This window comes from Sporosarcina sp. Y1004 (assembly GCF_057669665.1).
On record NZ_JBYHFQ010000006.1, the window covers coordinates 151,677 to 175,959 of the forward strand.

At 38.3% G+C, this 24,283-nt stretch carries 29 protein-coding genes, 1 pseudogene and 1 riboswitch; of the genes and pseudogenes, 28 read left to right on the forward strand and 2 right to left on the reverse strand.

What is annotated here, in order from left to right:
* Positions 1 to 113: 113 nt before the first annotated feature.
* The 14 genes from AC25Y6_RS06680 to AC25Y6_RS06745 all read left to right on the forward strand — a co-directional run bounded on the left by AC25Y6_RS06680 (position 114) and on the right by AC25Y6_RS06745 (position 13,804).
* Positions 114 to 977, forward strand: coding sequence for a DUF72 domain-containing protein (locus tag AC25Y6_RS06680; RefSeq protein ID WP_488142432.1), 864 nt, complete (start codon positions 114 to 116; stop codon positions 975 to 977).
* A complete protein-coding gene (locus tag AC25Y6_RS06685; protein WP_482105866.1) occupies positions 977 to 1,801 on the forward strand; it encodes a sulfite exporter TauE/SafE family protein in 825 nt (274 codons plus the stop codon). The genes AC25Y6_RS06680 and AC25Y6_RS06685 overlap by 1 nt, the downstream gene beginning before the upstream one ends.
* A 3-nt stretch (positions 1,802 to 1,804) precedes the next feature.
* Positions 1,805 to 3,178: a bifunctional metallophosphatase/5'-nucleotidase gene (locus tag AC25Y6_RS06690; protein WP_488142433.1), complete on the forward strand. Its 1,374-nt coding sequence runs from the start codon at positions 1,805 to 1,807 to the stop codon at positions 3,176 to 3,178.
* Between the two features lie 76 nt (positions 3,179 to 3,254).
* Positions 3,255 to 4,031 (forward strand): sporulation protein YunB, encoded by a 777-nt coding sequence (gene yunB / locus AC25Y6_RS06695; protein WP_482102245.1) that lies wholly within the window; start codon positions 3,255 to 3,257, stop codon positions 4,029 to 4,031.
* A 58-nt stretch (positions 4,032 to 4,089) separates the two neighbouring features.
* Positions 4,090 to 4,272: riboswitch (Lysine riboswitch) on the forward strand.
* Positions 4,273 to 4,416: 144 nt separating this feature from the next.
* Positions 4,417 to 5,976, forward strand: a complete 1,560-nt coding sequence (locus AC25Y6_RS06700) for a Na+/H+ antiporter NhaC family protein (RefSeq protein WP_488142434.1) — start codon at positions 4,417 to 4,419, stop codon at positions 5,974 to 5,976.
* 442 nt (positions 5,977 to 6,418) lie between these two features.
* Positions 6,419 to 7,603: an ABC transporter substrate-binding protein gene (locus tag AC25Y6_RS06705; RefSeq protein ID WP_482105894.1), complete on the forward strand. Its 1,185-nt coding sequence runs from the start codon at positions 6,419 to 6,421 to the stop codon at positions 7,601 to 7,603.
* An 86-nt stretch (positions 7,604 to 7,689) separates the two neighbouring features.
* Entirely contained in the window at positions 7,690 to 8,565 is an 876-nt protein-coding gene (locus tag AC25Y6_RS06710) for a branched-chain amino acid ABC transporter permease (protein ID WP_482102243.1), read from the forward strand.
* A gap of 13 nt (positions 8,566 to 8,578) precedes the next feature.
* Positions 8,579 to 9,529 (forward strand): branched-chain amino acid ABC transporter permease, encoded by a 951-nt coding sequence (locus AC25Y6_RS06715; RefSeq protein ID WP_488142435.1) that lies wholly within the window; start codon positions 8,579 to 8,581, stop codon positions 9,527 to 9,529.
* Positions 9,519 to 10,298, forward strand: coding sequence for an ABC transporter ATP-binding protein (locus AC25Y6_RS06720; protein WP_488142436.1), 780 nt, complete (start codon positions 9,519 to 9,521; stop codon positions 10,296 to 10,298). Before AC25Y6_RS06715 ends, AC25Y6_RS06720 begins: the two co-directional genes overlap by 11 nt.
* A 2-nt stretch (positions 10,299 to 10,300) precedes the next feature.
* A complete protein-coding gene (locus tag AC25Y6_RS06725; RefSeq protein WP_482102356.1) occupies positions 10,301 to 11,008 on the forward strand; it encodes an ABC transporter ATP-binding protein in 708 nt (235 codons plus the stop codon).
* A 145-nt stretch (positions 11,009 to 11,153) separates the two neighbouring features.
* Positions 11,154 to 12,113 (forward strand): lipoyl synthase, encoded by a 960-nt coding sequence (gene lipA / locus AC25Y6_RS06730; protein WP_482102240.1) that lies wholly within the window; start codon positions 11,154 to 11,156, stop codon positions 12,111 to 12,113.
* Positions 12,114 to 12,131: 18 nt separating this feature from the next.
* Positions 12,132 to 12,488 (forward strand): YutD family protein, encoded by a 357-nt coding sequence (locus tag AC25Y6_RS06735; protein WP_488142437.1) that lies wholly within the window; start codon positions 12,132 to 12,134, stop codon positions 12,486 to 12,488.
* Between the two features lie 105 nt (positions 12,489 to 12,593).
* Complete coding sequence (locus AC25Y6_RS06740) at positions 12,594 to 13,043, forward strand: DUF86 domain-containing protein (protein ID WP_482102238.1); 450 nt, start codon at positions 12,594 to 12,596, stop codon at positions 13,041 to 13,043.
* On the forward strand, positions 13,040 to 13,804 hold the full coding sequence (locus AC25Y6_RS06745) for a TIGR01457 family HAD-type hydrolase (RefSeq protein ID WP_488142438.1): 765 nt from the start codon (positions 13,040 to 13,042) through the stop codon (positions 13,802 to 13,804). The genes AC25Y6_RS06740 and AC25Y6_RS06745 overlap by 4 nt, the downstream gene beginning before the upstream one ends.
* 44 nt (positions 13,805 to 13,848) lie before the next feature.
* Here AC25Y6_RS06745 and AC25Y6_RS06750 read toward each other — a convergent pair whose 3' ends face one another.
* Positions 13,849 to 14,085: a YuzB family protein gene (locus AC25Y6_RS06750; protein WP_482102236.1), complete on the reverse strand. Its 237-nt coding sequence runs from the start codon at positions 14,083 to 14,085 to the stop codon at positions 13,849 to 13,851.
* Between the two features lie 142 nt (positions 14,086 to 14,227).
* Between AC25Y6_RS06750 and AC25Y6_RS06755 the strand changes: the two genes are divergently transcribed.
* A complete protein-coding gene (locus AC25Y6_RS06755) occupies positions 14,228 to 15,295 on the forward strand; it encodes an NAD(P)/FAD-dependent oxidoreductase (protein WP_482102235.1) in 1,068 nt (355 codons plus the stop codon).
* 215 nt (positions 15,296 to 15,510) lie between these two features.
* Here AC25Y6_RS06755 and AC25Y6_RS06760 read toward each other — a convergent pair whose 3' ends face one another.
* Positions 15,511 to 15,840: a YuzD family protein gene (locus AC25Y6_RS06760; protein WP_482102234.1), complete on the reverse strand. Its 330-nt coding sequence runs from the start codon at positions 15,838 to 15,840 to the stop codon at positions 15,511 to 15,513.
* A gap of 85 nt (positions 15,841 to 15,925) precedes the next feature.
* On the opposite strand from AC25Y6_RS06760, the gene AC25Y6_RS06765 reads away from it, so the two are divergent.
* From AC25Y6_RS06765 to AC25Y6_RS06825, 13 genes and pseudogenes are all read left to right on the forward strand, one after another.
* A complete protein-coding gene (locus tag AC25Y6_RS06765) occupies positions 15,926 to 16,162 on the forward strand; it encodes a NifU family protein (RefSeq protein ID WP_482102233.1) in 237 nt (78 codons plus the stop codon).
* Between the two features lie 491 nt (positions 16,163 to 16,653).
* A complete protein-coding gene (locus AC25Y6_RS06770) occupies positions 16,654 to 17,016 on the forward strand; it encodes a HesB/IscA family protein (protein ID WP_488142439.1) in 363 nt (120 codons plus the stop codon).
* Positions 17,017 to 17,200: 184 nt separating this feature from the next.
* On the forward strand, positions 17,201 to 18,229 hold the full coding sequence (locus AC25Y6_RS06775) for a tyrosine-type recombinase/integrase (RefSeq protein WP_488142440.1): 1,029 nt from the start codon (positions 17,201 to 17,203) through the stop codon (positions 18,227 to 18,229).
* Positions 18,230 to 18,286: 57 nt separating this feature from the next.
* Positions 18,287 to 18,508, forward strand: a pseudogene (locus AC25Y6_RS06780) (tyrosine-type recombinase/integrase); the annotation flags it as partial.
* Between the two features lie 835 nt (positions 18,509 to 19,343).
* Entirely contained in the window at positions 19,344 to 19,766 is a 423-nt protein-coding gene (locus tag AC25Y6_RS06785) for a hypothetical protein (protein WP_488142441.1), read from the forward strand.
* Between the two features lie 150 nt (positions 19,767 to 19,916).
* Positions 19,917 to 20,114 carry a DUF4177 domain-containing protein gene (locus tag AC25Y6_RS06790; protein WP_488142442.1) on the forward strand — a complete coding sequence of 66 codons (198 nt, stop codon included), beginning with the start codon at positions 19,917 to 19,919 and terminating at the stop codon, positions 20,112 to 20,114.
* Between the two features lie 155 nt (positions 20,115 to 20,269).
* On the forward strand, positions 20,270 to 20,761 hold the full coding sequence (locus AC25Y6_RS06795) for an NUDIX hydrolase (RefSeq protein WP_488142443.1): 492 nt from the start codon (positions 20,270 to 20,272) through the stop codon (positions 20,759 to 20,761).
* A gap of 64 nt (positions 20,762 to 20,825) precedes the next feature.
* Positions 20,826 to 21,389, forward strand: a complete 564-nt coding sequence (locus AC25Y6_RS06800; protein WP_488142444.1) for a GNAT family N-acetyltransferase — start codon at positions 20,826 to 20,828, stop codon at positions 21,387 to 21,389.
* A gap of 199 nt (positions 21,390 to 21,588) precedes the next feature.
* A complete protein-coding gene (locus tag AC25Y6_RS06805; protein ID WP_488138849.1) occupies positions 21,589 to 21,783 on the forward strand; it encodes a hypothetical protein in 195 nt (64 codons plus the stop codon).
* Positions 21,784 to 21,992: 209 nt separating this feature from the next.
* Entirely contained in the window at positions 21,993 to 22,205 is a 213-nt protein-coding gene (locus tag AC25Y6_RS06810) for a hypothetical protein (RefSeq protein ID WP_488138850.1), read from the forward strand.
* Between the two features lie 122 nt (positions 22,206 to 22,327).
* Positions 22,328 to 22,723, forward strand: coding sequence for a hypothetical protein (locus AC25Y6_RS06815; protein ID WP_488138851.1), 396 nt, complete (start codon positions 22,328 to 22,330; stop codon positions 22,721 to 22,723).
* Between the two features lie 213 nt (positions 22,724 to 22,936).
* Positions 22,937 to 23,230 carry a barstar family protein gene (locus tag AC25Y6_RS06820; RefSeq protein ID WP_488142450.1) on the forward strand — a complete coding sequence of 98 codons (294 nt, stop codon included), beginning with the start codon at positions 22,937 to 22,939 and terminating at the stop codon, positions 23,228 to 23,230.
* Between the two features lie 132 nt (positions 23,231 to 23,362).
* Positions 23,363 to 24,133, forward strand: coding sequence for an alpha/beta hydrolase (locus tag AC25Y6_RS06825; RefSeq protein ID WP_488138852.1), 771 nt, complete (start codon positions 23,363 to 23,365; stop codon positions 24,131 to 24,133).
* Positions 24,134 to 24,283 lie beyond the last annotated feature (150 nt).

Sequence of the window (24,283 nt, forward strand, 5' to 3'; positions counted from 1 at the left end):
TGTTAAGTGCCGACTATATAGAAAGAATAGTTTGAGGGTGTAGAGTTCATCAAATCTGTTGTCCATCTATGTTAATATATTAGTATCGATTCATTTGAAAGGGGCAGAGAAGGATGATCCATATCGGACTGACCGGTTGGGGAGACCATCCTGACGTATACAACCTATCCTCCTCAAAGACAGAGAAGCTCATTGACTATAGTTCACACTTTCCAATCGTAGAACTCGATGCTACTTTTTATGCCATTCAGCCAGAACGCAATATTCGGAAATGGATAACGGAGACGCCAAATGATTTCACTTTTATCGTTAAAGCATATCAAGGAATGACGGGTCATCATCGGGGTAAACTACCTTATGCAACCGTCGATGAAATGTACAATTTGTTCCGATTGTCGATGACGCCCCTTCAGGAGGCAGGAAAACTCGCAATGATATTAGTCCAATTTCCTCCGTGGTTTGATTGTAATAAAGTGAATGTCACTAAAATCCGACAAGTATGCAATCAATTACATGGATTTGATATTGCTGTTGAATTTAGACATCAATCTTGGTATTCTACTGCATTTAGAGAACAGACTTTACGTTTTCTTACTGATATGAATGTCATTCATTCAGTGTGTGACGAACCACAGGCAGGAGAAGGAAGCATTCCGCTTGTACCTGTGACAACACGCTCCGATAAAGTGCTCTTTAGATTACATGGCAGAAATGTATCTGGGTGGCGTAACACGACTGGTGATGATCAGGCTTGGCGTAAAGTGCGTTACTTATATAACTATAATGACGCTGAACTCCATGAAATCCAGTTAGCGGTTGAAAAGCTCAAACAAGAAACTTCTAAAACGTTCGTTATATTTAACAATAACTCAGGTGGCCATGCAGCTCAAAATGCTAAACGGCTACAAAAGGTACTTAACATTAATTATGAAAGTCTAACATCAAAACAGCTCGACTTGTTTGAAGGAGAATGGTAATGGAGTATTTCTTATTAGCCGTTATCGGTCTTGCGGCAGGGATTATTGGTGCACTCGTGGGTTTGGGAGGCGGAGTCATCCTTGTGCCGGCGACATTATTTGTCGGCATTAATCTGGGCTTGATAGATGGAATTACACCACAAACGGCTGTCGGGCTATCTGTCATTATGATGATTTTCACAGGACTGGCTTCGACGCTTTCTTATATGAAGGGCAAAACAATTGATTTTAGGAGTGGATATATCTTTTTCCTGGGAAGTGTTCCGGGGACTCTCCTAGGTGCTATTGTCAATAAAGGGCTCGATTTGCCATCTTTTAATCTTTACTTCGGAATTTTGTTAATTATTTTATCAATCATTCTTTTGGTCCGTAAGCATTTAAAACCGGTTGATTGGTTTGTAAATCATGGTAAAAAGAGGACGTTTACAGATAATATGGATGAGACCTATGTCTATGGATTTCCTGTCTGGTTTGCATTGATCCTAACATTTGGTGTTGGATTTGCGTCAGGTCTTTTTGGCATCGGTGGTGGTTCAATTCTAGTACCAGCCATGATGTTACTCTTTTTATTTCCGCCCCATGTTGCAGTCAGTACATCAATGTTCATGGTTTTCTTATCGGCGATTGTCAACTCGATTACACATATATCGCTCGGTAATGTTCCTTGGTTATATACGATTCCGGTCATTCCGGCCGCATACATTGGAGCCAAAATCGGAGCTCGGCTGAACCAGAAAATGAAATCGGAAACAGTCGTTGTTGCACTACGTATTATTTTGCTTTTACTTGGAGTTAGATCGATTATTGAAGGACTTTTGGGGTGACATATGAATCAAATTGAAGTGATTCACTTTTATCATACAAACGATATCCACAGTCATTTTGAAAGCTGGCCACAGATTAGCCGGTTTCTTTGTGATGAAAAGAATGAACACTTATTAAATGGTGAGGCTTGTTACGTATTCGACATCGGTGATCATGTGGATCGTTCACATCCATTTACGGAGGGAACGAAAGGACAAGGAAATGTTAGACTGTTGAATGAAGCTGGTTATGATGCAGTTACGATAGGTAATAATGAAGGAATCACAATGTCGAAAGCTGCATTAAACTCACTATACGCAGATGCTCGTTTTGAAGTCATTCTAAGTAATTTGTTTGAACAGGATGGAAATCGTCCGAAATGGGCGCAACCTTACAAAATTTATGTTACTGCCAGTGGAACGAAAATTGGCGTTATAGGAGCGACTGCAGAGTATCAGGCGTTCTATTCAAAACTAGGCTGGAAAATTACACCACCCCGCGAAAGTTTAATGGGCATTGCCAAACAGCTTGCATCAGAAACGGACCTAATCGTTTGCTTATCGCATATGGGTATTCATGAAGACGAGCAACTCGCAGTGGAGTGTCCAGAAATTGATATCATTTTCGGTGCGCACACGCATCACCTGTTCCACGAAGGCAAGCTAATTGGGGATACATTATTGGCTGCAACGGGTAAATATGGTGAGTATGTGGGTCATGTGACATTGAGAGTTGCTAGCAGCACAAAAAGGACTCTCACTATCGACGCAGAACTGGTTAGGGCGGATTCGGTTAAAAGAAGTGAAGAGGATATCGTCCAATCGAATCATTTAATACAACTTGGGAAAAGGGCGATGGAAGATAAGGTCTTTGATAATCCTTCACGGTTGCAACAGAATCTGTTTGAGGGTAGCCCCTTATCCTCGTTCTTCGGTCGGGCACTCATTGCCTATTCACAGGCTGATTGTGCCATGTTTAACGCAGGGATTTTCCTAGGTAGTCTCGATAAAGGGTGGGTGACGAAAGGCGATTTACATTCACTTCTGCCACATCCCATAAACCCGTGTCTCATCACACTGGATGGAGTCGAACTTATAGAAGTATATAAGCTTTCTTTAAATAAGGATTGGCCACAAATTGAAATCAAAGGCCTTGGTTTCCGGGGCACATTAATGGGCGCGATGATTTATGAAAGATTATATCAGAATAGACATGGACAACTTTTTGCGGGAAATCGTGAGGTCGTACCAGGTCAAAAATATACGCTTGCAACATTAGATATGTTTACGTTTGGACATTTCTTTCCATCTCTCAGACATGCAGAGGTAGAGTATTACATGCCTGAGTTGATTAGAGATGTGCTTGGTTGGTACGGGACCGAACATTTTAAGTCTTAATCATTGGTACTGTTCGCATATTGCCTAAGAATAAACGGCTCAATTCCTGCATAGCTTAAAAGCAGGAGGAGTCGTTTTGAAATTTCAGGGGCAAGTCACCAGAAGAACCAGGAAAACCAGGAAAAAAAAGCGTAGACTATTACCTATTTTGGTACCTACATTTTTTATAGCAGTTTTCTTGTTTTTTTATGTAGTCAATATGAGGCTTACTCCAATATATGTCCAATATGCAGAAGTACAGACGCAAAGAATAGCCTCACATGTTATTAGTAAGGCCATCAATTCAAGGGTTGCTACTGTGCTCGACGTCAATGACATCATCGTGGATATTCCCAATGAATCTACGGGTGTTGTTACATGGAAGTTTAACACGGAAGTGATTAACAGGGTGTTGGCTGAAACCCAAACGCTTGTCGAGTCCCATTTACAACAAGCTTCGGAGGGAAATCTTGATATATTACCCCCACAGAATGAAATCAAATTCGATCCCGATGCAATGGAAACTCAAGGAGGAGTCGTCTTCTTCGTTCCTATCGGTCAAGCGACGAATATTCCATTGCTAGGAAACTTGGGTCCTAAGATTCCAATTCGTTTCCATGTCATTGGTGATGTCAGTGCGACAATCGATACGGAAATTCTTCCTTTTGGTATAAACAGTGCCTACGTTGAAGTGAATATATTATTAACAGTCAATGTCCAGATTATAGTTCCGCTTGCAACTGAAAAAAGTGTTATTAATCAAAAAATTCCGGTAGCCATGGGGCTTATTCAAGGTAAGGTGCCTCAAATCTACAATAATGGAACCGATAATGCTCCTTCGGTTGAAGTTCCATTAAGCACTGAATATGAGTGAAGAAGAATACTTGAAAATGCTGCGGATAACTGATAGGCTATTAGAGGATTAGAAATATCGATTGGGTAGAGGCTGCATTGCTTATTAGTCACACACGCGAGATTGACACCGATGACCGTGTGCAAAAGGAAGCTTTGCCGAAGCGTGGTAAGATCGTCGAGATCTATCAGGCTGGGGTTGTTCCGAATAGGGATAACACTGTCATACGTCTTAAGAACATGTATGATGAGCTACAAGTCGTGAGTTAGATAAGCTGTATTATTTATCCAACAAACGAAACGTAGATAAAGCCGGCTCCAATTACACTCGAGAAGTGTAATTAGCAGTCGGTTTTTTGTATTCCCCCTTGAAAGGGCCTCGACCCGACAAAATGGAGGAATAGAAAATGATTGGAACTTGGGTATCAATATTACCACCACTAATCGCCATTATTATGGTGTTTGCAACAAAAAGGGTGCTGTTATCGCTAGGTGCAGGAATCGTCTCAGGTGCTTTGCTAGCGGCGTCATTCGCTCCTGTAGAAACGCTGAGCATATTATGGCAATCCATTAAAGCGACATTTTGGGATGGTGGACTAAATACAGCAAATATTTACATTGTTCTATTTATCCTGCTCTTAGGTGTTATCACTGCTTTCGTTAGCTTGTCTGGAGGTAGCAGAGCATTTGCAGAATGGGCAGTACGCCATATTAAAACAAAACGTGGGGCAAAATTGCTCACGGTATCACTCGGTCTTGCTATTTTTGTGGATGATTATTTCAATGCATTGGCAGTGGGACAAATCGCGCGTCCGATTACGGATCAGCACAGGGTTTCAAGAGCGAAATTGGCTTATTTCATCGACTCGACTTCAGCACCGATTTGTGTCATTTCACCAATTTCAAGCTGGGGTGCCTTTTTAATCGGACAACTCGCCCTTATATTTGGCGGTGCAGCAGCAATCAGTTATTCGCCATTATCCGCGTTCGTAATGATGGCACCCATGAATTTTTACGTTATCGCAACACTCGCAATGGTATTCTTCCTTGCATGGACCAATTTCGATCTATTCGATATGAAGAAACATGAACAACTTGCAACTGAAACAGGCCAATTATTTGACCCCGACAAAGAAATTCCGGGTCAATTGAAAGAGGAATTTCCTGTACATACGCATGGCCGCGTACGAGATCTTGTGGCGCCGATTGTCACACTCGTTGTAGTAACATTTGCGGCGATGTTTGTGTCTGGCTATCTTATCGGAGGATCGATGAATATCTTCTCGATCTTTGAAAGTACGGATGTCGCACTTTCATTGTTGGCGGGTGGAATTATAGCTACCCTAGTTGCGGCAGCGTTATATATGCAGCAGATGAAAAATAATGAAACGGCGAGCTTTTCGCTTATGGGCAGTGCGTTTATAAATGGAATGAATTCTATGATGCCGCCTGTTTTAATCCTTATTTTTGCTTGGTCACTATCGTTCTTAATCGGAACACTTGAAACGGGTCTATTCTTATCTGACCTTGTAATGAAATCAAATATACCGGTTTCATTCTTGCCTGTTATTATGTTCATACTTGCTTGCATTATGGCTTTTTCAACCGGAAGTTCTTGGGGGTCGTTCGGTATTCTTCTGCCGATTGCGGGAACAATCATGATTGAAGCGGCACCGGAAATGTTACTGCCGGCGCTTGCTGCAGTTCTTGCGGGGGCTGTATTCGGAGATCACGCTTCGCCGATTTCTGATACGACGATTCTATCTGCTACAGGTGCAGGATGTAACCATATTGATCATGTTTCGACACAGTTTCCTTACGCGCTAATCAGTGCTGTAATCGCTGCGATGGGCTATATCATTCTAGGCATTACAGGTTCAATCTGGATCGGACTCGTTGGCGTTATTATTATTTTGTTAGTATTTTTTACTGTCTGGACAATGCGGGCTAGTAAAGTGGCACATTAATAGTATTGATAATCTTATACTAAAAAGCGGTGGCTTAGGCTACCGCTTTTTTATTATAATAATAATAGTTTTCTAACAAAAAAATGTTTTGACAATAGTCTGATAGGTGTATATACTAGGCATTAAGACCAAAAAGTGATATGAGATTAATAAAACACTATTTTTTGGTCCTATGTGATCGTAAAGGAGGAATAAACTGGATTTAATCTAGTGATAATAATACAAAAAATAACTGTAAAAATTTACTAGGTCAAATATTTTATTCAGTGAAATATAATTATATGAAAATTGCTATAGACTGAATAAGAAGTTTGTTTTACAATGGGCTTGTAAGTAGGAAAAAAGTGATATTTCTAGGAAAAGAGAATCGTTAGTTTTCTTATGGGGGAGGAACGATTTTAATTATCTGAAATATCAATAAAAAGGGGGATTTCATTTGAAAATGAAAAAATTTGTAAGTGTATTTGCCGTTTCGGCACTAGCTGTCGGAATACTGGCAGGGTGTGCAGGAGAGAAGGCTGAAGAAGGAAGCACAGGCGGCTCTAAGGATGGCGATACGATTAAAATCGGGGTCAACCTTGAATTGTCAGGTAATGTTGCTTCTTATGGTACTTCAGAGTTATCAGGAATTGAACTTGCTGTTGAAGAAATAAACGCAGATGGCGGAATTGATGGTCAAGAAATCGAACTTGTGAAAGTTGATAATAAATCCGATCCTGCTGAGGCTACGAGTGCAGCACTTAAATTGATCACTCAGGATAAAGTAGTTGCAATCATCGGTGCGGCAACGAGTGGTGCTACTGTTGCACAGGCTGAAATTGCGAACGGCAACGAAACACCGCTTATCAGTCCATCTGGAACAAGCCCTACAGTAACAGTCAAAGAAGACGGAAGTGTGAATGAATTCGTTTTCCGTACTTCATTCATCGATCCATTCCAAGGAACGGTTGCAGCAAACTTTGCAGCTAACGATCTTGGTGTTAAAAACGTAGCGATTTTCACTGATAATGCAAGCGATTATTCAAAAGGTCTTGCTGCATCATTCAAAAAAGATTTTGAAAAAGCAGGCGGTAAAATTATTGCTGAAGAATCTTACGTAGGTAAGGATTCTGATTTCCGTTCAACGCTAACTCGTATTAAAGCCGCGAATCCTGAATTCATCTTCATCCCTGGATATTATGAAGAAGTAGGACTAATCGTTAAACAGGCTCGTGAAATGGGTATCGATGTTCCACTAATGGGAGCAGATGGATGGGATTCTCCTACTCTAATTGAGCTTGCTGGTGCAGATGCATTGAACAATACATTCACAACAAATCACTATTCATCTGAAGATCCAGATGGCATCATTCAAGACTTTAACGATAAGTTCAATGAGAAATTCAGTAAATCACCTGATGCATTCAACGCACTAGGTTACGATACAGTGTATCTTTTAGCTGATGCTATCAAACGCGCAGGCGGTCCGGATTCAGTCAAAATTAAAGATGCCCTTGCTGAAACGAAAGATCTTGAATTGATCACTGGATTGTATTCGGTTGATGAAAACCATCACCCAATCAAATCTGCTACTATTCTTGAATTCAAAGATGGCGAACAAGTCTTTAAAACAAAAGTTAATCCTTAATTTAAACTGTAAGAATGGGGGGAGGATGTCCTCCTCCCATTCTTTTTTAATCCTTACTTTAGAGCTGGAAAAGGAGTGAGAAGTTCATGGAATGGTTACAACAGCTAATAAACGGTATTTCACTCGGTAGCATTTATGCGTTAATTGCACTAGGTTACACAATGGTTTATGGGATCATAAAATTGATTAACTTTGCGCATGGTGAAATATTTATGATAGGTGCGTTTATTGGGTATTACTCCATTGCTGGTTGGGGACTCGGGTTTATCCCTGCATTACTATTATCAATGGTTTCCTGTGCAATTATTGGCGTTCTTATTGAACGAATCGCTTATAAGAGATTACGGAATGCAACGAGAATTGCTGCATTGATTACAGCAATTGGGGTTTCTCTTCTAATTCAAAATGGTGTCATTTATATGCGTGGTGCGCAACCTGATGCGTATCCTGAAGTATTACGCAATAAATCTTTTGATTTTTTCGGTGCTCAAATCAGCAGTCAAGCAATCTTAATTCTATCTGTTTCTGTTACTCTAATGATCATTCTACAATTCATTGTACATAAAACAAAAATCGGAAAAGCGATGCGAGCTGTTTCCTATGATGCTGAAGCAGCTAAGCTTATGGGAATTAATGTCGACAACACAATCTCGGCTACGTTTGCGATTGGATCAGCTTTAGCTGGTGCAGCGGGCGTTATTTTCGGTATTTATTATACAAAGATTGACCCATTAATGGGTATTATTCCTGGTTTGAAAGCATTCGTTGCTGCTGTCCTTGGTGGAATTGGAATAATTCCAGGTGCCATGGCTGGAGGTCTTGTGCTTGGAGTTGTAGAAACGTTTGTCAGTGCGCTCGGGTTCTCTCTATGGAGAGATGCCGCGGCATTCGTCATATTGATTTTAATACTCATCTTCAAACCGTCTGGGCTCTTTGGTAAAAATACACGTGAGAAAGTGTAGGTGAAACAAAGTCATGAAAAAGTCGAAACAGTTTTGGTCATTTGTTGCTTCATCTCTTATCATTTATACAGTTGTTCAAGTGCTTCTTAATGTAGGCATATTGAATACCTTTCACTCTAATACATTAATTTTTATGGCCATTAATATAATGCTCGCGGTCAGTTTGCATTTAGTAATTGGTATTACAGGACAGTTTTCACTTGGTCATGCCGGGTTCTTGGCAGTAGGTGCATATATCTCGGCCATCGTGACAATGAAACTAAACCTACCATTTCCGGTTGCTATACTAGCCGCAGGACTAATTGCTACAATTGCAGGGTTGATAATAGGAATACCTAGTTTGCGGCTACGCGGGGATTACCTTGCGATCGCCACACTTGGTTTTGCGGAAATCATTCGAATAGTATTTTTGAATATCGAATATGTGGGCGGAGCAGCGGGGATGCAAGTTACGCATGCAACTACATGGACTTCTGCATTTATCTGTCTTTTCGTCACAATTGTCGTTATCGTCAATTTTACAAATTCAAGACATGGTCGAGCTTGTATCTCTGTTCGTGAAAATGAAATTGCATCCGATGCAATGGGGATAAACACAACGTATTATAAAGTATTGGCGTTCGCGATTGGTTCTTTCTTTGCTGGTATCGCAGGCGCATTATATGCTCATAACTTTTATATCATTCAACCTTCAAACTTCGGGTTCTTAAAGTCCATTGATATCCTGATCTATGTAGTGTTGGGCGGTTTAGGAAGTTTATCAGGCGCAATTGTTGCAACGGTTTTGTTAACGATAGTGTCCACGTTCTTGCAAGGTTATCCTGAGACACGGATGATCATCTATAGTCTTGTACTCATCATCGTGATGCTTTATCGTCCAAAAGGTTTAATGGGTACAATGGAAATAACGGATTACTTCAAATTGTGGAGAGGTTCGAAAGGAGGCAGCCAGCATGACAAGTGAACCGTTACTTAAAATTAAAGATGTCGGTATACAGTTTGGCGGGCTGAAAGCTGTTTCGAATTTTAACATGGAAATCAATCGAGGCGAACTAATTGGTCTAATTGGACCGAATGGTGCAGGTAAGACAACGAGTTTCAACCTTTTGACGGGCGTTTATACGCCCACTGAAGGCGATATATTATTTAATGGTAAACGCATTAATGGGATGGCTCCTTTTCAAGTAACCCGTAGAGGAATTGGTCGAACGTTTCAAAATATCCGATTGTTCAATGAGCTATCTGTTTTGGATAATGTAAAAGTAGCTTATCACTCACTAGCAAAGCATTCTGTTCTGAGTTCTATGTTACGCCTTCCTTCCCATTTCGCTGGTGAAAAAGAAATGGAAGAAAAAGCGATGGAGTTTCTGAAAATCTTCGAACTGGATAAATATAAAGATGAAGAGGCAAAGAACCTGGCATATGGGAAACAGCGCAGGCTGGAAATTGCACGAGCGTTAGCCACAGGACCACAGTTGCTACTACTTGATGAACCGGCAGCTGGAATGAATCCGCAGGAAACGAAAGAATTAATGGAGTTAATCGCTTTTGTTCGTAAAAAGTTTAATCTAACCATTTTGTTGATTGAACACGATATGAATTTGGTTATGGGAATTTGTGAACGTATTTACGTATTGGACCACGGTGTACTCCTTGCTGAAGGAACTCCTGAAGAAATCCGTAATAATCCGAAAGTGATCGAGGCTTATTTAGGGGAGGAAGTTCACGAATGAGCATGTTAAAAGTTGAAAACTTAAACGTATATTACGGTAGTATCCATGCCCTTAAAGGCGTTTCATTGAATGTGGATCAGGGTGAAATTGTTACATTAATCGGTGCGAATGGCGCTGGGAAGAGTACCTTGTTGAAAACATTATCAGGTTTATTGAAGCCTAAAGTGGGATCCATTGAATACATGGACCAGTCAATAGTGGGTAAACCCGCTCAGTCTATCGTAAAGGCGGGAATTTCCCACGTTCCTGAAGGAAGACGAGTATTCGCAGAAATGAGTGTTGAAGAGAATATCGAATTAGGTGCATTTCTACGAAAAGATAAAGCAGGTATTCAACAGGACTTCCAAAAAGTATACGAAATCTTCCCTCGCTTGCATGAGCGGCGTAAGCAATCGGCTGGAACCTTGTCCGGTGGAGAACAACAAATGTTGGCGATGGGTAGAGCTATCATGGCCAAACCAAAGTTACTGTTCTTGGACGAGCCGTCAATGGGACTTGCGCCTTTAATGGTAAAAACAATATTTCAAGTTGTTAGGGATATTAATAAAGAAGGAACGACAATTCTTCTTGTTGAACAAAATGCAAATATGGCATTATCAATTGCGGATAGGGCATATGTCCTAGAAACAGGTCGAGTTATTTTGTCAGGAACTGCAGAGGAATTACAGGCCAGTGAAGAGATTAAGAAAGCTTATTTGGGTGGACATTGATTGAAGAAAGGTAGCGCAGGATACAAGCGCTACCTTTTTTTAATAACTAATAAGAGTCAGAATTATAGCGTTATGACGGTTGTTTGAAGTCTAAATATATGATACATTGACAACAGTAGTTGAAATACATTAAAAGTTCAGAGGAATGGAGTCGGTCGACGTGTCATGCAAGCCGGAACAAGGAAATAGAACCGAACATGTAAGAAAGCCCGATTGGTTAAAAATTAAGCTTAATACGAATGAAAATTATACAGACCTTAAAAAAATGATGCGAGAAAATAACTTAAATACTGTATGTGAAGAAGCACGTTGTCCAAATATCCATGAATGCTGGGGTGAGCGTCGAACTGCTACATTCATGATTCTGGGTGCTGTGTGTACACGTGCATGCCGTTTTTGTGCAGTTAAAACAGGATTGCCTACGGAACTTGATATTGCAGAACCGGAACGTGTGGCGGATTCTGTAGCTCTAATGAATCTAAAGCATACAGTTGTTACTGCGGTAGCGCGTGATGACCAGAAAGACGGAGGATCTGCAATTTTCGCTGAAACAATTCGTGCAATACGTAGAAAAAATCCGTTTACAACTGTTGAAGTACTGCCATCAGATATGGGCGGTGTATATGAGAATCTGGAACGTCTTATGGACGCCAAACCGGATATTCTGAATCATAACATTGAAACGGTACGTCGCTTAACACCAAGAGTTCGTGCACGTGCAACTTATGACAGATCACTCGAACTTTTACTCCGTGCAAAAGAAATGCAGCCAGACATCCCTACAAAATCTTCATTGATGTTAGGGCTTGGTGAAACACATGAAGAAATTCTCGAGACAATGGATGACCTTCGCTCCCATAAAGTTGATATAATGACTATAGGCCAGTATCTACAGCCTACTAAAAAACATTTAAAAGTACAAAAGTATTATTCGCCTCAAGAATTTGAGGAGTTAAGAAAAATTGCAATGTCTAAAGGGTTCTCACACTGTCAGGCTGGTCCGCTTGTACGTTCGAGTTACCATGCTGATGAACAGGTGAACGCGGCCGCAAAGGAAAGGCAGCGTCAAGGTGATGAACTACTTGAAACAGCACTGCAAAGCTAAATTGGCGGTGAAAGTTGAATGATAGTAATTGATAGTTGGAAGTTCGATATAATGACTGACTACCGTGAGGGATTTAATGAAGAAGCGTTACTTGCAAGATATAGTGACGTGCTCCTTAAATACGATTATATACTTGGTGACTGGGGATACGGACAACTCCGTTTAAAAGGTTTTTTCGATGATACCAACCAGAAAGCAACGTATGAAACAAAAATTAACACATTACAAGATTATTTGTATGAATACTGTAATTTTGGCTGTGCTTATTTCGTATTGAAAAAAATGGAAAAGGTTAAACCGGAAGTTCAGGAGACAATAAAAGTACTGCAAACTCCGGAAACACCAGAAATACAGGTAACCGAGGTTACTGAGTAAACCGGCTCGCGAGTGGATGCCAAATCCGCACGCGGGTCTTTTCAATTCATCGAATCAGATGTAGTATTATTATTTGATAGTCTAAACAATCAGGAGGGAAAGTCAGTGTATTTTGTCGACCGTAATCAAATTAGCGAATCACTTAGCCATATGGAAAGTTTGCTGGCGTTATATAGAAAAGGAAGTGAGTGGCAAGAGGATACAATTCATTCACTTGCGCTTGAACGGATAACACATGTAATCATTGAATCGATTATTGATGTCGGGAACTCGATGATTGATGGTTTTATCATGCGTGATCCAGGAAGTTATGAAGATATTATCGACATCATGGAAGACGAACGAGTTATTACAAAGGAAATGGCAGATCCGTTAAAACGGGTAATTGAGTTAAGAAAAATGATTGTCCGTGATTTCACCAAAATTGATGTGAATGAGATTGAGAACGTACTCAATGCATCGATGGAAGAACTTCTCATATTCCCTACCAAAGTTCGCCACTACTTAGAAAATGAACTCGGACCAGTCTCCGCTTTCTACCCAGAAGATAAATGAGTATTGCTAATTATAAAGCAATTTGCCTTGACCTTGATGGGACTGTTTACAGAGGTATCGAACCAATTCCGCAAGCGGTCTCTTTTATTGAGAAAATACAAAATAGTGGTTTGGAACCTTATTTTGTAACTAATAATTCTTCTATGACACGCTTGCGTCTTCAGGAGAAGTTGGCAGCATTTGGAGTTAAAGCAAATCGAAAGCACATTATGACTTCCGCCATTGCGGCTGCAAAGTACTGCAAGGAAAATTTTCAAGGCGCATCAGTCATGATGATTGGTGAAGAAGGATTGGAAGAAGCGTTGGCAATTGAAGGTATAGAGCTCGCAGTGGTGAATCCAGACATTGTCATCATGGGGATTGATCGTAGTATAACCTATGCTAAATTGGCTGATGCCTGTCTTGCATTACGTAAGGGTGCAAAATTCATCGCGACGAACAGCGACAAAGCGTTTCCGACAGAGAGAGGACTTGTCCCTGGAAATGGATCATTCGTAAAGTTGCTAGAAAACGCAAGTGGTGTATCTCCGTTATTCGTTGGTAAACCCGAGTCATATATGCTTGAGTTCATTCAGCAAGAGAATGACTACTTAAAAAAAGAGATGATTATGATTGGTGATAATTACGATACGGATATACAAGCGGGAATTCGTTTTGGCATTGATACCGTTCACGTTGCAGGGGGAGTTACTTCCTTGGAAGAGGGTATAGGGAAAAGACAGAAACCGACATATTCCTATCAAACATTATTGGAGTTCTAAATCTAAAAAGCTACCCGTTAATGATTGACGGGTAGCCATAATGCTCAAAAGAGCGGATTGTCTTCTATGAATTGATAGATACGTTCTGTTAGTTCGTCATTTGTCTCAGCTTCAACAATTTCACCATTTACAATTGCGTAAAGCGTATCAGTACATTTAGTGCAATAACTTAAACAGCCATATTCGAGAACATCAAGACCCGGATCTTTCTCCAACTTCTCGAATGTTTCCTGTGAACCATTTGCAATATTACTCATGCAAAATTCGACAATTGGATTCACGATGATCACCTCGCCTATTTGGAATCCTACACTTTTTTACCTCTTTCGTCAATAATCGTGTCTTATTGTGAAAGGTGTCACAAACTGTTATAATCGAATTTGGGAAAACAACGGATTATTGTTTTACAAAGGAGAAAAAATTATGAGAAAACTTGTGCTTTTAGGTGCTGGATATGGAAATATGCGTATCTTACTTCGTTTATTAACAAAGGATCTTCCTGAAGATGTAGAAATAACACTAGTCGACCGGACACCGTTTCATAGTTTGAAAACAGAGTTTTATGCGCTGGCGTCAGGGACGGTATCGGATTCTATTGTGCGCGTTACGCTTCCTACACATGAGAGACTTAAAGTTATCGGTGGAGAAATTATCGAAATTAGACCAGATGAAAAGTGTGTCTATCTAGACGACGGCGTGCAAATAAAGTTTGATGAACTTGTTATTGGACTAGGATGTGAAGATAACTATCATGACGTGCCAGGTGCTTCGGAATATACATATAGTATCCAGACAATTGGTAAGTCCAGGATTACTTATGAGAAACTCCTAGGTCTTGGAGGCGGAGCTACGATAGGTATCGTCGGAGCGGGTTTAAGTGGAATCGAGCTTGCAAGTGAGCTGCGGGAAAGTAGACCGGATTTGAATATCAAATTGTTCGATCGCGGACCGCGTATTTTAAGGGATTTCCCTGAGAGACTCAGTAATTATGTCAAGGGATGGTTTGATGAACATAATGTTGACGTTGTTTCGAGCTCCAACATTACAAAAGTGGAACCAACCACGCTTTATAATCATGAAGAAACGATTGCCGTAGATGCTGTTGTTTGGACAGCTGGAATTCGTCCAGTTGCGCCTGTCGAAAATATTGATACAGAAAAAGACAGTTCAGGTCGCGTTAAATTAAATATGTACCATCAGCTCCCTGAATTTAATGATGTATACGTCGTGGGGGACTGCGCAGCGCTTCCTTACGCACCAAGTGCACAAGTAGCTGAGGAACAAGCGGAACAGATTGTACGCGTACTGCGCAACGTCTGGAACAACGAACCTTTACCGGAGAAAATGCCTGAAATCAAGCTGAAAGGTTTCCTTGGATCCCTTGGTAAGAAGCAGGGCTTTGCATATCTTGCTGATCGTACCGTAACAGGTCGTATTGCAAGACTATTGAAGTCAGGCGTTCTTTGGATGTATAAATGGCATAACGGATAAGAGTGCCATTAAACGTGGTCACATAAACGTTTGAGAGACTTTAAAATACGTTACCAACTCACAGAATCACAATTCCTTAGATGTCACCGTATCGATTTTTTATCTTTGCGGTGGCATTTTTCTATAATAAATTAGATACAAAACACCCCTAACTCGCATTCATGACTGCGGGAAGGGGTGTTTTGTGTTCTCAATTAAACTGAAGCATTATCATTTCATTCAGTTGCAACATAGCCGTGCTTTTCAAGGGCAGTAAATACAGGCTTCAATTGAATATAACCTTCACCAATCATTTCGTCATTGATCATAACGAGCGGATAGAAATATACATCCTCTTGTATTTGTTGTGAAATATGTTTATGTTTTTCGTCTGTAACTTCTGATTCGATGTCGATGTAGTCGATTACGTATGGCTGATTAGGATACTTTCTATCAATGGCTGCCTGCAGCCACTCATATGTATCCTTTGATGAAGGTGCGTTAACACAGCTGGCACAAATAATATCTGCACCATAAATTTCAATGATTGCGTTGCTTTTACTCATTTTTTTGTCCCCTTTCGATTTGAATGATGGATTTTTTCTTCTTTCCAGTTTATAATAAGTATAAGGAAAGGAGAGTTAAAAAACAATGACAGATACAATGCTTACTGAACCAGTACAAGAAGTTTTAAATAAATTACGCCCATTCCTCCTTCGTGATGGAGGGGACTGTGAACTTGTGGATATTGAGGATGGTATCGTGAAACTACGCCTTCTCGGTGCTTGCGGTAGTTGCCCAAGCTCTACAATAACGTTAAAGGCTGGTATTGAGCGGGCTCTTCTGGAAGAAGTTCCAGGAGTCGTTGAAGTAGAACAAGTATTTTAATGTAACCTTTAGGCGGACCGAAAATTGGTCCGTCTTTTTATTTCAAAGTTCAAATTTCCTGCCTAACTCTTTCGCTAGTTCGATGATTTTTGGTTCGGCTGAAGTACACTGGCTTTCCAGGACACGTTAAAAACCGAGGACCGTCCCTTCAGTATATCCGATTCTCCATAAAATTTCGAAAATTGCAATTTCCAAAAGGTGATTTCCTCATCTTTCTATAGCGGGATCAGGATAGACAGGTTTAAAGTTACTCTCATAGGAAGAGACTCGAGTAAATCTTGATTTCATTTTCGAAGTTGTAAAACGAATATTATAATGGAAATATACTACCTTTTTATCGTGAAATGGGCAGATTTTCACTTGAATCTTCCTTTCGAACTAGTATATTCTATTATAACGTATATTTCAAAACGCACGAGCTATTATGATTGCGTTATGGCTGAATTCCTTGTTATGATAAGGAAAAGAAAACAAAGGGAAGGTGAACACGAATGACACAGGTTGTTGAAGTTACACAAGCAGCAGCAATTCATGTTAGGGAAATGATGCGTCATAATGAGGAAGAAGGATCATTTCTACGTGTCGCTGTGAACGGCGGAGGATGCAGTGGTCTGACATACGGAATGGGTTTTGAGAGTGAAAAATCAGCTGACGACATTTTGCTCGAGCAGCATGGTTTACAAATTCTTGTTTCGAGTGAGGATGCAGGCGTTCTTGAAGGCACACAAGTTGACTATAAAGAGTCCCTCATGGGGGGCGGATTCACAATAAATAACCCGAACGCTATTGCGTCATGCGGTTGCGGTACATCATTTAGAACTGCTAAGAAAGCAGGAACTCCAGCAGACTGCTGATTCCTAGATGAAGTCAGCTTTGTTGAAATGTTGAATCAGGATTATGAATAACAGTAGAAATTGATGTGTACACAATCCCGAAATAGTGTAAACACAACCCTAAAATGATGTATTTAGGGTTGTGAATACCAAGCCTTTTTGATTTGTATGTTGCAAAACATAACAAATTGAGGAGGCTTTTTGTATGGTTTTGAAAAAGAAAAAACGAACAGCTGTTGGTAAAATGGCAATGGAGAAGGACTATCCGAAGATTAGCTTTGAGCAAGCGATTGACCTTGTGGTCTCTGACAAAAGTGCGGAAGGTGTTAGACCACGTACTTTAAAAGACTATAAGAATAATTGGCGTTACTTTGTAAATTGGTTAGTGAAGAACTATGAGTTTGAAACCGTTGACGAGCTAACGCCTCAAATTTTTCGTGATTATATCAACTACTTGAAACATGATGCAGTTCGTTATGAGGGGCATATATACATCAAAAAAATTGGAGGAGTGGGGTTAGCGGATACAACGATAAATATCCGTCTGCGTGTCTTTAAGGCAATGCTTAACCATTTAGAGCGTGAGGAGCTAATAGCTTTTAACCCAATGGACTCTGTGAGGCTGTTGAAGCAAGATGAAGACCTTACAAACTGTTTTACTGATGATGATGTCAAAGAGTTGTTTAGACAGCCTGAGAAGCGTGATTACGTTGGTTTTCGTGACCTTGTTGCGATGACATTATTATTAGACTGTGGGCTAAGAGCAAATGAATTACTGAGTTTGAGGGCGGTTGATATAGACTTTCAAACTCGCTTCATTACACTCAGAGCAGAGGTCAATAAGAACCGTAAGCCTCGTATCGTACCTATGTCTGTCCACTCAGTCAAAATGCTCATACAGCTTATTGGAGAGAACAAGAAGCATTTCACGACAGATAGGCTCTTTTTATCACAGTGGGGAGAGCCTTTAGGACAGAACCATTTTAACAAGCGTTTGAAATATTATGCTGATAAGGCAGGGATAAAGGGGAAAAAGGTTACAGCTCACGTTTATCGTCACACATGGGCTAAGAATATGACGCTCAATGGCTGTGATTCATTCACACTTCAAAAGATGGGCGGTTGGAGCGATATTCGAACGATGAGAAGATACATTCAGATGGATACAGATGATTTACGCAAGACGCATGATAGTTATTCGCCTGTAATGAACTTATTGAATAAGAAAAATTAGTATTTGAGAAGCTAGAGAAAGAGTCTAGCTTCTTTTTTGAGCTACGAGTTTTTAAAAAATTCCATCTCTAAACAGCTTAACAAATATGCTAAACGCTATGGACTTGAGAATATCAATGCACACGCCATACGGAGAGGTTGCGCTAAGAGTCTATTAGACAAGGGTGCAAGCATTGCGCTAATTTCAAAAGCTTTATCTCACTCTGACCTCGCTGTGACCACTCATTATTTGGATTTAGATGTTGAAGAGGTCGCATCTGATTTAAGGGAATACCTATAATAAGTAACAATAATAATATAAATAGATGTTCTAAAGAGGAAGAAATTCAATATTAGCAATGCAAATGCTTGAGTTTAAAGAATCCTGTCTTTTACTAGATTGGATTCTTTTTGTCTTCTTATGAGTATTTAGCGGAGAAGTCTACTTTAAAAGATCAAGATTATTGTGGGTGTGCGGGTACTTAAAACCAATAGAACACATCCATTGTCACAGAAGTTCTATAGCACACCAATCCTCACACTCTTTCTAATAACTACACCGTATGAAAGTAAACTAAATGCTCTTAATACACCTTAATTGAGATGTTTCTGACGTGCATATTTAGATAAGAAGAATATTGAAGTAATCATAGATAAGTCTTAGGAAGAGTACTAGAGTTTACCGTTTTAACATTGATAATTCATATTGAAAAAGATGTCATGGATTTTAAGGGGTTTAAAGTGATTATTTAATACTAAAAACAAAGAAATGATTTATGCTCTAAAATAGTGTGTTTTTTACAAACTGTTTTGGATTTATCGCATTTATTTATATGTTTTCGTTAGATTGGATTCTATTTTTATTTTCTATTGTTTATGATGGCTTGTTGGAGCAGTTACAAATAAGGTGTTTACAGATACATAAAGTTATTTAAAAAACAATAAAGTCGTTTATAAATAATAGCCGAGATACTAAAAAAATAGTGTGGGTTATTACTATTTAAGTTACAATAATAGAAAATGTATCCAATCGTTAAAGCGAATTTCGGTTACCGAATCTTCAACTAAAGGTGCAGGTTAGTTGAATAAGGAATTTGAGGTTTAATTTATAAAAACACTAAAAAGGAGATGTTAAAATGATATACCAACTGCATTTCACTGTATCTGAATATGAAAAAAATGATTACTGGGTTCCTTTGATGAACTATTTTTTAGTACAATCAGATACTATAGAAATCCATTGTTGGGATGAAGAAGAAGAGGTTGTCGAGGAAACAAAATCTATGCTTAAAAACTCATTTGAAACAGTTACGGAAAACAAACTCACTATCTTCAAGGGAAATAAAGCACTAGATGTTGTAAATCATTTATTATTTAACAATGTAGATACAGAGGGTAAGTTAAAATGGTTCTCTATTTTTTTGAGTGAAAATACCACAACTATTTTTCATTCTGAACATTGGGGTAGGGAATTTTTCGCACCTAATGTTAACGAAAAAGATATAGCATTCATTAAATCTGTAATGCCAAATGAAACAAATTTTAATCAATATAAATAGCAAGATTATTATTACCTTATTCAACTAACGGGTGCTTTAGTTGAACAACATTTTTCCGAATTGAAACTTTTTTCAATTCGAATCGTAAAAATAGTTAAATTAAACATCCTTAGTCTGTTTACGACGCAAAATCAAAAGGAGGAGAAATAAATGTATGAATACAATTTTATAAAAATAGAGTTTAAAAAGTTATCTAGTAAACCTAATGAAGATTATCGTGAAGTAATTAAAAGTCACGCAAAACAAGGCTGGCGTTTTGTTCAAATTTTCTCTCCTGACTTTGCAACTTCAGGAGTTGCAATAGGGTCATACTATGAATTGATTTTTGAAAGACCTATAAAACAGTAAACAGAACAGAAACCATTCGTAATGAAAGTTTGTGAAACTTTACACTTAAACTAACGGGTGCTTTACTTCAAGAAGGGGTAAAGCCTTTTTTTACTAAAGGGGCAGTTTAGCGTAATTAAAAGTCTGAAAAATCTATTTAAAGGGAGAGTGAAGAATTGACAACCAAATATGTGAATTGGGGAGATTCAAAAGTAAAATTAACCTGGAAACGTGATTCACAACTTCCTCCAAGAAAGTTAATTACAAGCGTTCACGGCTTTTGTTTAAAAGAAGAAAAGCTACTTTTGGTTAATCTAAATCATAGAGGTTGGGATTTTCCTGGTGGTCATATTGAACATGAGGAAACTCCTGAAAATTGTTTAAAGCGTGAAGCGTATGAGGAGGGGTATGTAACGGGAAGTACCTTTCTTTTAGGTCATATTATAGTTGACCACAATGAAAATCCGAAATGGGATGCAAGTAACAATTATCCAAAGGTAGGATATCAAGTTTTCTATCGTATGAACATTGACCGATTACATGATTTTCAAGCACAGTTTGAGTCTGCCGAAAGAATTCTTATAAATCCAGGCGAAGTAATAGAATACTATCATGATTGGAACGAACTTTATCAAGAAATACTTGATTATGCTTTAGTCCTAAAGTAATTCATCTTCAACTAACGGATGCTTTACTGAAACAATAGGATTAATGCTGAGCGGAGGCAGACAAATGGTATTAGAAACAAAGCGGTTGCTATTAAAATCATATGAACATGAATTTGCAGATGTTATATATTCGGTAGTGTCACAGGCGGAAATTGCTGACACAATGATTACCATTCCACATCCATACCCAAAAGCTGTTGTGAATAAGTGGATTGATTATTTACAAACAAGTGCAAAACAAGGTACTGCTTTTGAATTTGCAATTTTTCCGAAAGAAAATCCGGGAAAATACATAGGGAATTGCGGACTTGTCAGTATTTCCAGTAGTCATCAAAAGGCAGAAATCGCCTATTTTATTGATAAAAACGAGTGGGGTAAAGGCTATGCAACTGAAGTTGCGTCTTCTATGAATAGCTACGGTTTTGAAAAACTTGGCTTAGAGAGAATTTACGGTCACTGTATGTCCAGAAATCCTGCATCTCGAAAAGTAATGGAAAAGATAGGCTTTCAATTTGAAGGAACATTAAGGCATGATATTAAAAAAGGAGATATCTTTGAGGATTTGGATTTATTAGGTATGACACGATCGGATTATGAAAAATTATATGGATCGATTATTACATATTAGTTATTGGAAGATTAAGTGTATTTTATAAAAATCCCAATCAAGTAAAACAGAGCCTAAAGTATAGTCAATTTAATGTTCTTAAACTAACGGGTGCTTTACTGGAACAACAGTAATGCTTCTCATATTGTGCTAAAAGGGCAGGTTAGTTGAATATCAAAAGCCTGCATTAGAGATAGAAAACTAGGAATAGGTGATAAACATGAAAACAAAAACATTACCGTTAAAAGTCGGACTCATTCTCTTGAGTGTCTTTCAAGTCTATACAATCTTGACTAGATGGGGCGAGGACACGCGAGGAACAATCATTGCCGGCGTAATTTTAGTAGGGTGTATATTATTGCTGATGACAGACGTGTTTTTTAGAAGAGACAATCGAAATAACCATGCAAAATAAAAAGAAGTTTCTTCACATTGTACTAAATGTACACTAGGTTGTACTTCAACTAATGGGTGCATCAGTTCAACAAGTGGTTGCCTGTTAGGGTGGCTTTTTCTTATTGAACTAACGGGGCAGTTTAGTTGAGTAATGATAGCTAAAAATGAGGAATGAAACGTGGATTTTTGAAGCCTATACGTAAAATTTATAGATAAGGGGGAATGAGTTTGAAAAAATTTATACCTTTGGTTATTGTGGCGTTATTTACACAACTACTTGCAATTATTATCTGGGGTGAATACGTTTGGTTAAGTAAACTTGCTGTGGGTTCAGTAGGAGGAACACCATTAGAACATATCCAACCAGCTTTATGGTTCGTTTTTGTTACAGAAATCATATTAGTCATATTATTAGCTATTTATTTTAAGAAAAATGAGTGATTTTCTACTTCAACTAACGGGGCAGGTTAGCTGAAGAAGGTAAAAATTACTCATAAACAAATTTGGATTTTACTGAGATACTTAATGAAAAGTTAAGGTATTGAAAATCAGTGGGGTGTAAAATGAAGAAAAATATTTTAACTTATATCATTTATGTACTGTTTGTAGTAGGCACAATTACTACATTATTCATTGTATATAAGGACATTGATAGTTCTTTTTCTCTTGCATTTGTAATCGGCTATATCATTTTTCTTTTTCTCTCTTTTTTTTATTTCATGATTGCGGTAATTATCAATATGAGAAAATTAAAATGGATTGAAATAAGAAAAAGACTGTATAAATTTATTGCTTATTTTGTTTTTTTAAGTGGGTTTACTTATATTGCTGACTATATCTTTAAATCATTAGAGTTTGATTTGTATAACATAGTTTCTACCTCCCTAGGTTTATCTCTTGGACTTGTTTTTCTGGACCTAGTTTTTTTAAAGAGAAAAACGGCTAAAATGCTGGTGTGATTTTGATTCTTATTAAACTAACGGGTGCTTTAGTTCAAGTAAAGGAACTCAAAGAGTTCCCTTTTGTGTTGCAAAAAACCAGTAAATATAACCCCGTTTATATTCACTACACCTTATTTAACTAACGAAGCAGGTTAGTTGAATTAGGAACAGAAATATATTAAGAAATAATGATAAAATACAGCACACTATAAATTGATTGAGGTGTTCCATCTGATAAACGAACGAAAGCCCACTGTGAAGATTGATGTAACAAATATTAAATCTTCAACAGAATTACATTTGCTATTAAAAGATATGCTTGGTTTCCCCAATTTTTACGGTGAAAATTGGGATGCTTTTTGGGATGCAATTACAGGACTTGTTGAACTACCAATGCAAATCCAATTCGTTGGATGGGGATTCTTAGAAAGAAACTTACCATTTGATGCAAAAATAATGAAAGAATGTCTAAGTGATTACAATGAAGAGATTTATCTAGCAAAATGTGATTTCTTATTCAACTAACGGGTGCTTTACTTCAAGAAGGAGTAAAGCCTTTTTACTTATTGAACTAGATTAGGTTATCAAGTATATAAGGGATAACAATAATTATGAATGACTTAAAATATAGAAATGATAGCGAAAGGTGGAATAGTTATGTTAGAAATATTTCATTTATATATAACTTCATTCGAACAAGAAAGACTGATTAGAATATATCTACCTAAAAATTACACCAAGGAAAATCAGAGTTACCCAGTGTTGTATATGCACGATGGGCAAAATGTTTTTCAGGATAATGATGCAATTGGTGGCACGTCTTTAAAACTTGAAAATTATTTAGATGAAAATGAATTGGAAGTTATCGTTGTCGGAATAGACCAAAATAGAGAAGAAAGAATAAATGAATATTGTCCTTGGATAAGCGGGGAATATAGCAAGAAAATATTAGGTAAGGAAAGTTTAGCTGGTGGAAAAGGGATACAATATGTAGATTTTATAGTAAATGAACTAAAGCCATTCATAGACAATAAATATCGTACATTAAAAAACCGTACTGCAATGGCGGGAATTTCCTTAGGAGGACTTATTTCCACTTACGCTATGTGTCGTTATCCTCAAGTTTTCAGAAGCGTAGCGGTTTTATCTTCAGCTTTTTATCGTAACCAGAAGGAAATTGAAAAGTTAATACAGTGTTCTGATTTGTCACTAATTGAAAGTTTATACTTAGACTGCGGAACTAAGGAAGCTGGAGATGAAGAAATAATAAATAAGGAATTTTTAGCTTCAAATAAAGTCATTTATGAAATCTTAAAAGAAAAAATACCAAATGCAAAGTTTGAAATTGTTAAAGATGCGGAACATAACTATTTGTCTTTTAGAGAAAGAGTCCCTGAATTATTTACATTTTTAACGTCAGTAAAATAGAAATAGTCCCTTAAAAGTAATCATAATACTTATCATCTTGTTCAACTAACGGGGCAGTTTAGTTTAAGAGTGTTGTCTAACTTGTGTTCAACAATCTGGACCATATTGTCGAGAGTGCTTTCAAAAGGGGGATGGGGATATGAAGGTAGT

Excerpts from the sequence above, each read along its gene's own strand:
- lipA (WP_482102240.1), top strand. The coding sequence starts at position 11,154 with ATGGAGTCGGTCGACGTGTCATGCAAGCCGGAACAAGGAAATAGAACC.
- AC25Y6_RS06735 (WP_488142437.1), top strand. The coding sequence starts at position 12,132 with ATGATAGTAATTGATAGTTGGAAGTTCGATATAATGACTGACTACCGT.
- AC25Y6_RS06825 (WP_488138852.1), top strand. The coding sequence starts at position 23,363 with ATGTTAGAAATATTTCATTTATATATAACTTCATTCGAACAAGAAAGA.
- AC25Y6_RS06705 (WP_482105894.1), top strand. The coding sequence starts at position 6,419 with ATGAAAAAATTTGTAAGTGTATTTGCCGTTTCGGCACTAGCTGTCGGA.
- AC25Y6_RS06815 (WP_488138851.1), top strand. The coding sequence starts at position 22,328 with ATGAAGAAAAATATTTTAACTTATATCATTTATGTACTGTTTGTAGTA.
- AC25Y6_RS06765 (WP_482102233.1), top strand. The coding sequence starts at position 15,926 with ATGACAGATACAATGCTTACTGAACCAGTACAAGAAGTTTTAAATAAA.
- AC25Y6_RS06720 (WP_488142436.1), top strand. The coding sequence starts at position 9,519 with ATGACAAGTGAACCGTTACTTAAAATTAAAGATGTCGGTATACAGTTT.
- AC25Y6_RS06760 (WP_482102234.1), bottom strand. The coding sequence starts at position 15,840 with ATGAGTAAAAGCAACGCAATCATTGAAATTTATGGTGCAGATATTATT.
- AC25Y6_RS06680 (WP_488142432.1), top strand. The coding sequence starts at position 114 with ATGATCCATATCGGACTGACCGGTTGGGGAGACCATCCTGACGTATAC.
- AC25Y6_RS06755 (WP_482102235.1), top strand. The coding sequence starts at position 14,228 with ATGAGAAAACTTGTGCTTTTAGGTGCTGGATATGGAAATATGCGTATC.
- AC25Y6_RS06745 (WP_488142438.1), top strand. The coding sequence starts at position 13,040 with ATGAGTATTGCTAATTATAAAGCAATTTGCCTTGACCTTGATGGGACT.
- AC25Y6_RS06785 (WP_488142441.1), top strand. The coding sequence starts at position 19,344 with ATGATATACCAACTGCATTTCACTGTATCTGAATATGAAAAAAATGAT.
- AC25Y6_RS06700 (WP_488142434.1), top strand. The coding sequence starts at position 4,417 with ATGATTGGAACTTGGGTATCAATATTACCACCACTAATCGCCATTATT.
- AC25Y6_RS06775 (WP_488142440.1), top strand. The coding sequence starts at position 17,201 with ATGGTTTTGAAAAAGAAAAAACGAACAGCTGTTGGTAAAATGGCAATG.
- AC25Y6_RS06805 (WP_488138849.1), top strand. The coding sequence starts at position 21,589 with ATGAAAACAAAAACATTACCGTTAAAAGTCGGACTCATTCTCTTGAGT.
- AC25Y6_RS06725 (WP_482102356.1), top strand. The coding sequence starts at position 10,301 with ATGTTAAAAGTTGAAAACTTAAACGTATATTACGGTAGTATCCATGCC.
- AC25Y6_RS06770 (WP_488142439.1), top strand. The coding sequence starts at position 16,654 with ATGACACAGGTTGTTGAAGTTACACAAGCAGCAGCAATTCATGTTAGG.
- AC25Y6_RS06790 (WP_488142442.1), top strand. The coding sequence starts at position 19,917 with ATGTATGAATACAATTTTATAAAAATAGAGTTTAAAAAGTTATCTAGT.
- AC25Y6_RS06715 (WP_488142435.1), top strand. The coding sequence starts at position 8,579 with ATGAAAAAGTCGAAACAGTTTTGGTCATTTGTTGCTTCATCTCTTATC.
- AC25Y6_RS06710 (WP_482102243.1), top strand. The coding sequence starts at position 7,690 with ATGGAATGGTTACAACAGCTAATAAACGGTATTTCACTCGGTAGCATT.
- AC25Y6_RS06800 (WP_488142444.1), top strand. The coding sequence starts at position 20,826 with ATGGTATTAGAAACAAAGCGGTTGCTATTAAAATCATATGAACATGAA.
- AC25Y6_RS06690 (WP_488142433.1), top strand. The coding sequence starts at position 1,805 with ATGAATCAAATTGAAGTGATTCACTTTTATCATACAAACGATATCCAC.
- AC25Y6_RS06685 (WP_482105866.1), top strand. The coding sequence starts at position 977 with ATGGAGTATTTCTTATTAGCCGTTATCGGTCTTGCGGCAGGGATTATT.